This is a genomic window from Pseudomonas sp. NPDC087342, from assembly GCF_044744265.1.
In the GTDB taxonomy this organism is placed as follows: Bacteria; Pseudomonadota; Gammaproteobacteria; order Pseudomonadales; family Pseudomonadaceae; genus Aquipseudomonas; species Aquipseudomonas nunensis.
In genome coordinates this window covers 94,342-106,807 of the sequence record NZ_JBIUXZ010000019.1, presented here as the reverse complement: position 1 = coordinate 106,807, position 12,466 = coordinate 94,342, and the positions used below count along the sequence as shown (strand labels likewise).

10 protein-coding genes are annotated in these 12,466 nt (G+C 59.1%); all 10 read left to right on the top strand.

What is annotated here, in order from left to right; all coding sequences use genetic code 11:
* Positions 1-681, top strand: a 681-nt coding sequence (locus ACIOYV_RS25895) for an NADH-ubiquinone oxidoreductase-F iron-sulfur binding region domain-containing protein (RefSeq protein WP_401328244.1), incomplete at its 5' end; no start/stop codon positions are given.
* 137 nt (positions 682-818) lie between these two features.
* Positions 819-3,533, top strand: coding sequence for an NADH-quinone oxidoreductase subunit NuoG (gene nuoG, locus ACIOYV_RS25890; protein ID WP_401328241.1), 2,715 nt, complete (start codon positions 819-821; stop codon positions 3,531-3,533).
* Complete coding sequence (nuoH, locus tag ACIOYV_RS25885; RefSeq protein WP_028623953.1) at positions 3,530-4,537, top strand: NADH-quinone oxidoreductase subunit NuoH; 1,008 nt, start codon at positions 3,530-3,532, stop codon at positions 4,535-4,537. Before nuoG ends, nuoH begins: the two co-directional genes overlap by 4 nt.
* A gap of 12 nt (positions 4,538-4,549) precedes the next feature.
* Positions 4,550-5,095, top strand: coding sequence for an NADH-quinone oxidoreductase subunit NuoI (gene nuoI, locus ACIOYV_RS25880; protein WP_007946418.1), 546 nt, complete (start codon positions 4,550-4,552; stop codon positions 5,093-5,095).
* A gap of 9 nt (positions 5,096-5,104) precedes the next feature.
* Positions 5,105-5,608, top strand: a complete 504-nt coding sequence (gene nuoJ / locus ACIOYV_RS25875) for an NADH-quinone oxidoreductase subunit J (RefSeq protein ID WP_054053684.1) — start codon at positions 5,105-5,107, stop codon at positions 5,606-5,608.
* A 2-nt stretch (positions 5,609-5,610) separates the two neighbouring features.
* On the top strand, positions 5,611-5,919 hold the full coding sequence (gene nuoK, locus ACIOYV_RS25870; RefSeq protein WP_007905077.1) for an NADH-quinone oxidoreductase subunit NuoK: 309 nt from the start codon (positions 5,611-5,613) through the stop codon (positions 5,917-5,919).
* Positions 5,916-7,769 (top strand): NADH-quinone oxidoreductase subunit L, encoded by a 1,854-nt coding sequence (gene nuoL, locus ACIOYV_RS25865; RefSeq protein ID WP_401328236.1) that lies wholly within the window; start codon positions 5,916-5,918, stop codon positions 7,767-7,769. The genes nuoK and nuoL overlap by 4 nt, the downstream gene beginning before the upstream one ends.
* A gap of 40 nt (positions 7,770-7,809) precedes the next feature.
* Entirely contained in the window at positions 7,810-9,342 is a 1,533-nt protein-coding gene (nuoM, locus tag ACIOYV_RS25860) for an NADH-quinone oxidoreductase subunit M (protein ID WP_401328233.1), read from the top strand.
* Between the two features lie 7 nt (positions 9,343-9,349).
* Positions 9,350-10,813, top strand: a complete 1,464-nt coding sequence (gene nuoN / locus ACIOYV_RS25855; protein WP_054053690.1) for an NADH-quinone oxidoreductase subunit NuoN — start codon at positions 9,350-9,352, stop codon at positions 10,811-10,813.
* A 544-nt stretch (positions 10,814-11,357) separates the two neighbouring features.
* Entirely contained in the window at positions 11,358-12,215 is an 858-nt protein-coding gene (locus ACIOYV_RS25850) for a hypothetical protein (protein WP_401328230.1), read from the top strand.
* The last annotated feature ends 251 nt before the right edge of the window (positions 12,216-12,466 follow it).

The following is a 12,466-nucleotide window of genomic DNA, read 5'->3' as shown; positions in this document are numbered from 1 at the left end:
AACGTTGAAACCCTGTGCAACGTCCCGGCGATCATTGCCGACGGCGTGGACTGGTACAAATCGTTGGCCCGCGAAGGCAGCGAAGACATGGGCACCAAGCTCATGGGCTTCTCCGGCAAGGTCAAGAACCCGGGCCTGTGGGAATTGCCGTTCGGCGTCACCGGTCGCGAGTTGTTCGAAGACTACGCCGGCGGCATGCGCGACGGTTTCAAGCTCAAGTGCTGGCAGCCAGGCGGCGCCGGTACCGGTTTCCTGTTGCCGGAACACCTGGACGCACAAATGTACGCCGGCGGCATCGCCAAAGTGGGCACCCGGATGGGTACCGGCCTGGCCATGGCGGTCGACGACAGCGTCAACATGGTTTCCCTGCTGCGCAACATGGAAGAGTTCTTCTCCCGCGAGTCGTGCGGTTTCTGCACCCCGTGCCGTGACGGTCTGCCGTGGAGCGTCAAGCTCCTGCGTGCGATCGAAAACGGTGAAGGGCAAGCCGGCGACATCGAGACCCTGTTGGGTCTGGTCGGTTTCCTCGGCCCTGGCAAGACCTTCTGTGCTCACGCACCGGGCGCCGTGGAGCCATTGGGCAGCGCAATCAAATACTTCCGTCCAGAGTTCGAAGCCGGCATCGCGCCCACCAGCGCCGTCGTCCCGCCTCTGGCAAGGCCGATCGTAGTCGGCGCGTAAACGCTTAAAAAGGCGAAGGGTCCGTGCCCTTCGCCTTCTCGTTCGATGACGCCTTTATGGGCTGTTTTGATTCGCACGAATAACAAGATTCCATTAGCCACGCCCGCTGACACCGGGCCAACGAAGAACTTTGAACCATGGCCACTATCCACGTAGACGGCAAAGAGCTCGAAGTCGATGGGGCAGACAACCTGTTACAGGCATGTCTGTCGCTAGGCCTCGATATCCCTTATTTCTGCTGGCACCCCGCCCTTGGCAGCGTTGGCGCTTGCCGCCAGTGCGCGGTCAAGCAGTACACCGACGCCAACGACACCCGTGGTCGGATCGTCATGTCCTGCATGACCCCCGCCACCGACGGCAGCTGGATCTCCATCGAAGACGAAGAAGCGAAAGTGTTTCGCGCCAGCGTCGTCGAATGGCTGATGACCAACCACCCTCACGACTGCCCGGTCTGTGAAGAAGGCGGTCACTGCCACCTGCAAGACATGACGGTGATGACCGGCCACAACGAGCGCCGTTACCGCTTCACCAAGCGTACTCACCAGAACCAGGATCTCGGCCCGTTCATCGGTCACGAGATGAACCGCTGCATCGCTTGCTACCGCTGCGTGCGCTTCTATAAGGATTACGCTGGCGGCACCGACCTCGGTGTGTTCGGCGCCCACGACAACGTGTACTTCGGTCGCGTTGAAGACGGCACCCTGGAAAGCGAGTTCTCCGGCAACCTCACCGAGGTCTGCCCGACCGCTGTGTTCACCGACAAGACTCACTCCGAGCGCTACAACCGCAAGTGGGACATGCAGTTCTCGCCGAGCATCTGCCATGGCTGCTCCAGCGGTTGCAACATCTCCCCGGGCGAACGCTACGGTGAACTGCGTCGTATCGAAAACCGTTTCAACGGTTCGGTAAACCAGTACTTCCTGTGCGACCGTGGCCGTTTCGGCTATGGCTACGTCAACCGCGAAGACCGTCCGCGTCAGCCATTGCTGGCCAACGGCGCCAAGCTGACACTCGACGAAGCGCTGGATAAAGCCGCTGACCTGCTGCGCGGTCGCAACATCGTCGGTATCGGTTCGCCACGCGCCAGCCTCGAAAGCAACTTCGCGCTGCGCGAACTGGTTGGCGCCGAGCACTTCTACTCTGGTATCGAAGCCGCTGAGCTGGAGCGCATCCGCCTGGTCATGCAGGTTCTGAAAGACAGCCCGCTGCCGATCCCGAACATGCGCGACATCGAAGACCACGACGCGATCTTCGTCCTCGGTGAAGACCTGACCCAGACTGCTGCGCGCATGGCCCTGTCCCTGCGTCAATCGGTCAAGGGTAAAGCCGAAGACATGGCCGACGCGATGCGCGTCCAGCCGTGGCTCGACGCCGCCGTGAAGAACATCGGCCAGCACGAGCTGAACCCGCTGTTCATCGCCAGCCTGGCTGAAACCAAGCTCGACGATATCGCTGAAGAATGCGTACACGCTGCTCCAGACGACCTGGCCCGTATCGGTTTCGCCGTGGCTCACGCCCTCGACGCCAGCGCACCGGCCGTTGAAGGCCTGGACGCTGAAGCCGTTGAACTGGCTCAGCGCATCGCCAATGCCCTGCTGGCCGCCAAGCGTCCGCTGATCATTGCCGGTACTTCCCTGGGTTCCAAAGCGCTGATCGAAGCGGCGGCGAACATCGCCAAAGCCTTGAAGCTGCGCGAGAAGAACGGCTCCATCAGCCTGATCGTGCCGGAGGCCAACAGCCTCGGCCTGGCCATGCTCGGCGGCAACTCGGTCGACGACGCATTGCAAGCAGTCATCGACGGCAAGGCCGACGCCATCGTCGTGCTGGAAAACGACCTGTACACCCGTACCGACAAAGCCAAGGTCGATGCCGCCCTGAACGCCGCGAAAGTGGTGATCGTGGCGGACCATCAGAAAACCGCCACCAGCGATCGCGCGCACCTGGTCCTGCCAGCCGCCAGCTTCGCTGAAGGCGACGGTACGCTGGTCAGCCAGGAAGGCCGCGCCCAGCGCTTCTTCCAGGTCTTCGACCCGAAATACATGGACGCGAGCATCCTGGTTCACGAAGGCTGGCGCTGGCTGCATGCCCTGCGCGCGACCCTGTTGAACCAGCCGATCGACTGGACCCAACTGGACCACGTCACCGCTGCCGTGGCTTCGAGCACGCCGCAACTGGCGCGTATCGTTGATGCCGCACCGTCCGCCGCGTTCCGCATCAAAGGCATGAAACTGGCCCGCGAACCGCTGCGTTATTCCGGTCGTACCGCCATGCGCGCTGACATCAGCGTGCACGAACCGCGTACCCCGCAAGACAACGACACCGCGTTCAACTTCTCGATGGAAGGTTACTCGGGCTCGGTCGAACCGCGTCAACAAGTGCCATTCGCCTGGTCGCCGGGCTGGAACTCGCCGCAAGCCTGGAACAAGTTCCAGGACGAAGTCGGTGGTCACATCCGCGCTGGCGACCCGGGCACCCGCCTGATCGAAAGCACCGGTGATTCGCTGAACTGGTTCGCCAGTGTTCCGCGCGCCTTCAACCCGGCGCCGGGCACCTGGCAGGTCGTGCCGTTCTTCCACCTGCTCGGCAGCGAAGAGAACTCTTCGAAAGCCGCACCGGTTCAGGAACGCATCCCGGCTGCCTACGTCGCCCTGGCCAAATCCGAAGCCGATCGCCTTGGCGTCAACGACGGTGCCCTGCTCAGCGTGAACGTCGACGGCCAGACCCTGCGTCTGCCACTGCGTATCAATGAAGAGCTGGGCGCTGGCCTGGTGGCATTGCCTGCGGGTATCGCCGGCATTCCAGCCGCGATCTTTGGCAAAACCGTTGACGGACTGCAGGAGGCAGCTCAATGACCTGGTTCACGCCTGAAGTGATTGACGTGATCATCGCGGTCCTCAAGGCCATCGTGATTCTGCTCGCCGTCGTGGTGTGCGGCGCGCTGCTGAGCTGGGTCGAGCGTCGTCTGCTCGCCCTCTGGCAGGACCGTTACGGTCCGAACCGCGTCGGCCCGTTCGGCGCGTTCCAGATCGCGGCCGACATGATCAAGATGTTCTTCAAGGAAGACTGGACGCCACCGTTCGCCGACAAGATGATCTTCACCCTGGCACCGGTAGTCGCCATGAGCGCCCTGCTGATTGCCTTCGCGATCATCCCGATCACCCCGACCTGGGGCGTGGCGGACATCAACATCGGCATCCTGTTCTTCTTCGCCATGGCCGGTCTGTCGGTCTACGCGGTGCTGTTCGCCGGCTGGTCGAGTAACAACAAGTTCGCCTTGCTGGGCAGCTTGCGGGCCTCGGCACAAACCGTGTCGTACGAAGTGTTCATGGGCCTGTCGTTGATGGGTATCGTGATCCAGGTCGGCTCGTTCAACATGCGCGACATCGTTGAATATCAGGCGCAGAACCTGTGGTTCATCATTCCGCAGATCTTCGGTTTCCTGACCTTCTTCATCGCTGGCGTCGCCGTGACTCACCGTCACCCGTTCGACCAGCCGGAAGCGGAACAGGAACTGGCCGACGGTTACCACATTGAATACGCCGGCATGAAATGGGGCATGTTCTTCGTTGGTGAGTACATCGGCATCGTGTTGATTTCGGCGCTGCTGGTGACCCTGTTCTTCGGTGGCTGGCACGGTCCGTTCGGTATTCTGCCGCAGATCCCGTTCATCTGGTTCGCGCTCAAGACCGCGTTCTTCATCATGATCTTCATCCTGCTGCGCGCCTCGATTCCGCGCCCACGGTATGACCAAGTGATGGATTTCAGCTGGAAGTTCTGCCTGCCGCTGACCCTCGTCAACATGCTGGTGACCGCTGCGATCGTGTTGCTCAACACGCCCGCCGTCGCGGCTCAGTGAGGATAGAGAATCATGAAGTACATATTTGACATCGTGCATGGCTTCTTCACCCAGCTTCGCAGCCTGGTGATGATCTTCGGCCATGCCTTCCGCAAGCGCGACACGCTGCAGTACCCGGAAGAAGCCGTGTACCTGCCGCCGCGCTACCGTGGCCGTATCGTCCTGACCCGTGACCCTGATGGCGAAGAGCGTTGTGTAGCCTGCAACCTGTGCGCCGTGGCGTGCCCGGTCGGTTGCATCTCGCTGCAGAAAGCCGAAACCGAAGACGGTCGCTGGTACCCGGACTTCTTCCGCATCAACTTCTCGCGCTGCATCTTTTGCGGCCTCTGCGAGGAAGCCTGCCCGACCACCGCGATCCAGCTGACACCGGATTTCGAGATGGCCGAGTTCAAACGTCAGGACCTGGTTTACGAGAAAGAAGATCTGCTGATCTCCGGCCCCGGCAAAAACCCTGATTACAACTTCTATCGTGTTGCAGGTATGGCGATTGCCGGGAAGCCGAAAGGCTCCGCGCAGAATGAAGCCCAGCCGATCAACGTGAAGAGCTTGCTGCCTTAAGGAAGAAAGATGGAATTCGCTTTCTATTTCGCATCGGGTATCGCGGTTGTGGCCACGCTTCGCGTGATCACCAACACCAACCCTGTGCACGCCCTGCTCTACCTGATCATTTCGCTGATTGCCGTGGCGATGACCTTTTTCGCCCTCGGCGCGCCGTTCGCCGGTGTGCTGGAAGTGATCGCCTACGCTGGCGCCATCATGGTGCTGTTCGTGTTCGTGGTGATGATGCTGAACCTCGGCCCGGCCTCGGTTCAGCAAGAGCGCGTCTGGCTCAAGCCCGGCATCTGGCTCGGCCCGGTGGTTCTCGGCGCCCTGCTGCTGGCTGAACTGCTGTACGTCCTGTTCAGCCATTCCAGCGGCCAGGCCATCGGCCACACCACCGTAGACGCGAAGGCCGTGGGCATCAGCCTGTTCGGTCCGTACCTGCTGGTGGTCGAACTCGCCTCGATGCTGCTGCTCGCCGCAGCCGTCACGGCGTTCCACTTGGGCCGCAACGAAGCCAAGGAGCAATGACGATGCCTGCTATCCCTTTGGAGCATGGTCTGGCGGTCGCCGGCATCTTGTTCTGCCTCGGTCTGGTCGGCCTGATGGTCCGCCGCAACATTCTCTTCGTGCTGATGAGCCTGGAGGTCATGATGAATGCCTCCGCTTTGGCGTTCATCGTTGCCGGTAGCCGCTGGGGTCAGCCGGATGGACAGATCATGTTCATCCTGGTGATCAGCCTGGCAGCCGCCGAGGCCAGTATTGGCCTGGCGATTCTGTTGCAGCTGTATCGCCGCTTCCACACTCTCGATATCGACGCTGCCAGCGAGATGCGCGGATGAATCTTCTCTATCTGACTTTCGTATTCCCTCTCATAGGTTTCCTGCTGCTGTCGTTCTCACGCGGCCGCTTTTCGGAAAACCTGTCGGCGCTGATTGGCGTCGGTTCCATCGGCCTGTCGGCGATTGTCGCCGCTTACGTGATCTGGCAATTCAACGTCGCCCCGCCCGAAGGCGGCCACTACACCCAGGTGTTGTGGCAGTGGATGGCAGTTGAAGGCTTCACGCCTAACTTCGCGCTGTACCTGGATGGCCTGTCGGTCACCATGCTCGGCGTCGTGGTCGGTGTCGGCTTCCTGATCCACCTGTTCGCGTCCTGGTACATGCGCGGTGAAGACGGTTACTCGCGTTTCTTCGCCTACACCAACCTGTTTATCGCCAGCATGCTGTTCCTGATCCTGGGCGATAACCTGTTGTTCCTGTACTTCGGCTGGGAAGGCGTGGGCCTGTGCTCGTACCTGTTGATCGGTTTCTACTACAGCAACCGCAACAACGGTAACGCGGCACTCAAGGCGTTCATCGTGACCCGGATCGGCGACGTGTTCATGGCCATCGGCCTGTTCATCCTGTTCCAACAGTTGGGCACGCTGAACATCCAGGAACTGCTGGTGCTGGCACCGCAGAAATTCCAGGTCGGCGACTTCTGGATTGTTCTGGCGACCCTGATGCTGCTGGGCGGCGCTGTCGGTAAATCCGCGCAACTGCCGCTGCAAACCTGGCTGGCGGATGCGATGGCCGGTCCTACCCCGGTTTCGGCACTGATCCACGCCGCAACCATGGTAACCGCAGGCGTTTACCTGATCGCCCGTACTCACGGCCTGTTCGCCCTGGCGCCGGATATCCTGCATCTGGTAGGTATCGTCGGTGGCGTGACCCTGGTTCTGGCGGGTTTCGCGGCACTGGTGCAAACCGACATCAAACGTATCCTCGCCTACTCGACCATGAGCCAGATCGGCTACATGTTCCTGGCGCTGGGCGTTGGCGCATGGGAAGGCGCGATCTTCCACCTGATGACCCACGCCTTCTTCAAGGCGCTGCTGTTCCTTGCTTCCGGTGCGGTGATCGTTGCCTGCCACCACGAGCAGAACATCTTCAAGATGGGCGGCCTGTGGAAGAAGTTGCCGCTGGCCTACACCAGCTTCATCGTCGGCGGCGCGGCATTGTCTGCCCTGCCACTGGTGACCGCAGGCTTCTACTCCAAGGACGAAATCCTCTGGGAAGCGTTCGCCAGCGGCAACCACGGTCTGCTGTATGCAGGTCTGGTCGGCGCGTTCATGACTTCGCTGTACACCTTCCGCCTGATCTTCATCGCGTTCCACGGTGAAGCGAAGACCGAAGCCCACGCCGGTCACGGTATCGCTCACTGGCTGCCACTGTCGGTGCTGATCGTGCTGTCGACTTTCGTCGGCGCGATGATCGTTCCACCGCTGCACGGCGTACTGCCGGAAAGCGTTGGGCATGCCGGCGGCGAAGCCAAGCACAGTCTGGAAATCGCCTCGGGCGCCATCGCCCTGGCCGGTATCCTGCTGGCCGCGCTGCTGTTCCTCGGCAAGCGTCGTTTCGTCACTGCAATCGCCAACAGCGGCATCGGCCGCTTCCTTTCGGCCTGGTGGTTCGCTGCCTGGGGCTTCGACTGGATCTACGACAAACTGTTCGTCAAGCCATACCTTGCAATCAGCCACGCACTGCGCAGAGACCCGCTCGATCAGACCATCGGTTTGATCCCGCGTATGGCCAAAGGCGGCCACACCGCCCTGAGCCGTACCGAAACCGGTCAACTGCGTTGGTACGCGGCCTCGATGGCAGCCGGCTCCGTGCTGGTCATCGGCGCCATCGTGCTGGTAGCGGTCTGAATATGAACCTTGCGAACTTGCGAAAGGAATTGAGCCCGTCATGATTCTGCCTTGGCTAATCCTGATCCCCTTCATCGGCGGCCTGCTGTGCTGGATGGGTGAGCGCTTCGGCGCTACCCTCCCCCGCTGGATTGCGCTGTTGACCATGACCCTGGAACTCGCACTCGGCCTCTGGCTGTGGGCCCACGGTAATTATTCATTTGCTCCGGCGCCTGGCGCCGATCCGGTCTGGGCGCTTGAGTTCAAGCACATCTGGATCCAGCGCTTCGGCATCAGCGTGCACCTGGCCCTCGACGGCCTGTCGCTGCTGATGATCCTGCTGACCGGTTTGCTGGGTATCCTCTCGGTACTCTGCTCGTGGAAAGAGATCCAGCGTCACGTCGGCTTCTTCCACTTGAACCTGATGTGGATCCTGGGCGGTGTCGTCGGCGTGTTCCTCGCCCTCGACCTGTTCATGTTCTTCTTCTTCTGGGAAATGATGCTGGTGCCGATGTACTTCCTCATCGCGCTATGGGGTCACAGTTCTTCGGACGGCAAGAAAACCCGGATCTACGCGGCGACCAAGTTCTTCATCTTCACCCAGGCTTCCGGCCTGATCATGTTGGTGGCGATCCTGGGTCTGGTGCTGGTGAACTTCAACAGCACCGGCGTGATCACGTTCAACTACGCCGACCTGCTGAAAACCAAGATGTCGCTCACCACCGAGTACATCCTGATGCTCGGCTTCTTCATCGCTTTCGCGGTGAAACTGCCGGTCGTGCCGTTCCACTCCTGGTTGCCTGATGCTCACGCCCAGGCACCAACAGCGGGTTCGGTCGACCTGGCCGGTATCCTGTTGAAGACGGCGGCCTACGGTCTGCTGCGTTTCGCCCTGCCGCTGTTCCCGAATGCCTCGGCCGAGTTTGCGCCGATCGCCATGACCCTCGGTCTGATCGGGATCTTCTACGGTGCGTTCCTGGCCTTCGCACAAACCGACATCAAGCGTCTGATCGCCTACTCCTCCGTGTCCCACATGGGCTTCGTGTTGATCGGCATCTACTCCGGCAGCCAACTGGCACTGCAGGGCGCGGTGATGCAGATGCTGGCGCACGGTCTGTCGGCGGCGGCACTGTTTATCCTCAGTGGTCAGTTGTACGAACGCACCCACACCCGCGACATGCGTGAAATGGGTGGCTTGTGGTCGAAGATCGCTTACCTGCCGGCCATCAGCCTGTTCTTCGCAGCTGCTTCCCTGGGCTTGCCGGGTACCGGTAACTTCGTCGGTGAGTTCCTGATCCTGATCGGCACCTTCGCCGCTGCGCCGTGGATCACCGCGATCGCAACGACGGGCCTGGTGTTCGGTTCGGTCTACTCGCTGATCATGATCCACCGTGCCTACTTCGGCCCGTCCAAGTCGGACGCGGTGTTGCATGGCATGGATGGTCGCGAACTGATCATGGTGCTCGGCCTGGCGGCGCTGCTGATTTACATCGGCGTGTACCCGCAGCCGTTCCTCGACACTTCTGCCGCGACGATGCATGGCGTGCAGCAGTGGCTCGGTACCGCCTTCACTCAACTCGCTTCGGCCCGGTAAGAGCGCTATGGAATTCACGACTCAACACTTTATCGCGCTCGCGCCGTTGTTGATCACCACCGCCACGATCATCGTGGTGATGCTGGCCATCGCGTGGCGCCGCAACCACTCGCAGACCTTCCTGATTTCCGTGGCGGGCCTGAACCTGGCGTTGCTGTCGATCCTGCCAGCCTTGAAAGTCGCGCCCCTGGCCGTGACCCCACTGCTGCAGATCGATAACTTCGCTTGCTTGTACATGGCGCTGATTCTGGTCGCCACCCTCGCTTGTGTAACCCTCGCCCACGCCTACCTCGGCGATGGCGGTTCGGGTTACCCGGGCAACCGCGAAGAACTGTACCTGCTGATCCTGATGGCCGCCGCCGGTGGCCTGGTTCTGGTCAGCGCGCAACACCTGGCCGGTTTGTTCATCGGTCTGGAACTGTTGTCGGTGCCGGTCTACGGTCTGGTGGCGTATGCCTTCTTCAACAAGCGTTCGCTGGAAGCCGGTATCAAGTACATGGTGCTGTCGGCCGCCGGTTCGGCGTTCCTGTTGTTCGGTATGGCCCTGCTCTACGCCGACTCCGGCAGCCTGAGCTTCGTTGGCATCGGCCAGGCACTGGCCGCGACTGGCCTGCCAAGCTCGCTGGCGCAAATGGGCCTGGGCATGATGCTGATCGGCCTGGCGTTCAAGCTGTCGCTGGTACCGTTCCACCTCTGGACCCCGGACGTTTACGAAGGCGCTCCGGCACCGGTTGCAGCGTTCCTGGCCACCGCTTCGAAAGTCGCTGTGTTTGCGGTGATGGTGCGTCTGTTCCAGATCTCGCCTGCGGCAAGCAGCGGTGTGCTGAGCGACGTACTGACCATCATCGCCATTGCGTCGATCCTGTTCGGTAACCTGCTGGCACTGACCCAGAGCAACCTCAAGCGTCTGCTGGGTTACTCGTCCATCGCTCACTTCGGCTACCTGCTGATCGCCCTGGTGGCGAGCAAGGGTCTGGCCGTGGAAGCCATCGGCGTGTACCTGGTCACCTACGTGATCACCAGCCTCGGCGCATTCGGCGTGATCACCTTGATGTCCTCGCCGTACAACGGCCGTGACGCGGATGCCCTGTACGAATACCGCGGCCTGTTCTGGCGCCGTCCGTACCTGACCGCCGTCCTGACCGTGATGATGCTGTCCCTGGCCGGCATCCCGCTGACCGCGGGCTTCATCGGCAAGTTCTACATCATCGCCACCGGCGTCGAGTCGCACCAATGGTGGCTGGTCGGTTCCCTGGTATTGGGCAGCGCCATCGGCGTCTTCTACTACCTGCGCGTGATGGTCACCCTGTACCTGATCGAACCAAACCTGCGTCGCCACGATGCGCAACTGCACTGGGAACAACGTGCAGGCGGCGTGATGCTGCTGGCCATCGCCGCCCTGGCGTTCTTCCTGGGTCTGTATCCGCAACCGTTGCTGGTGCTGGTTCAGCAGGCCGGTCTGGCGGGTTGATTGTGTAGCGGTAGTTGGTAGAAAACAGAAACGGCACCTTCGGGTGCCGTTTTTGCGTTTGTGGGATTTGTTACTACTGCTCTCCCATCCCCCCGCAATCGCCGAAAGCTCTCGCTGGATTGTCCGTTTCGTCCTACAGCCAACATTGTGTCCTTGGCTCTATCTTGGATGACTGCTGGACAGAGCAATCAAAAAGAGAGCGAATAATGAAACGTGACATTTTTTTTGAGTTATTAGACACCTTGGCGGCTCAGCGCCAAAGCAAGATCACGCGACGACCCTACGCGGCGAAACACACCCACCCGCAACTCATCTGTACAAAGCGGCCAAGCAACTTTCAACCCAAAAATACTCTGACTAAATTTAGATCTGGATACTCTGGAATACTCTAAAAGCTCTCAAGCAACATCGTAGCGTCTATTCTGGCATGAACGATCAGCCACCCGCAGGTGCTCTGAACTACCCGTCTCGTGTGGCTTTGGCATTAATACTACGTGCAATCCAGTAATTTGCCTCAGATCGGCAATACACAAGGAAGATTATTTTGAGCCATAAAAATATAGAAGTCACATATGAAAAAATGTATGCCTATGAAGAAGAAATAAAGAACAGCATCTCCATTAAAACCCAATTAATATTTACGGCAATATTTGCACTCACTTCAACAACCATTTACCTTGCTCGCTTTTTAGATTTCACTGGCAAACCTGAAATCGCATACATCATTTCTTTTTTTGTGGTTTTAGTCTTAATTATCTCCGCAACTTCAACTTACTTTAACTATAAAGCTTTTAGTGGCTCCGAGTTCAACAGGATGCCATACGCGAAAAAAATCAAAGAATATTATGACGACCAGGTTCAATATAATTTTGAACTGGAGAAATATAACGCGCAGGTAACACAACATGAACGAATAGCGCTGATCAACCCTACAGAAGAGACTGAGGCCTTCATATCAAATACCTATATTAGCTGCTCAACACACAATGCCCTGGTCAACGAAGAGCGATCCAGATGGGTTTTCAAAGCCATTGCGACATTTCTGATGGCCTGCATCCCTCTTGCTATAGCCAGTTTACTATTTGTTCTCTTTGACATGGACACTTCTTCTCCCAGGAAAAACTTCGCTATAAAAGACACCTATGTAGGTGGAGAGATAGCTTCTTTAAAGAATCAATTATTGATCGGCTCTAACAACGACGTTGTAGCAGACTTGGAAAACAGGACTACCATTTTAGAAAATATGCTTCTCGAAAAACGGGCAGAAAAATTGAGCGAATCTAAAAAAACCACTTCCACTGAGCAAAAGCCTCCGCCACAGGCTCCTGTAAAGCCAACTGCTCCACCGTCACGAATGATGTACGATGACGTTAATGGTGGCCCTAATAGGAATCAGAAATGAAAGCTAACGATGGTCAATCCAAACCAGCGCATGCGACTAGACCGACACCGCCGAAAAGGCCCTCTGCGCCGGTTGTGCGCCGGGTTGTAAATGAAAAAGTTATTAATAGCAAAGAGATAGCACTGGAAAACCGCTGACGAAAAGCAAAAGCAGAGCAGCATCCACCGCACCGCACCTCACCACTCAAGGCCGAGCGTTAGCTCGCCTGCCCTTGATCTTGCTCCACCCGCCCCTTCGGGAGGCTGAGTGGA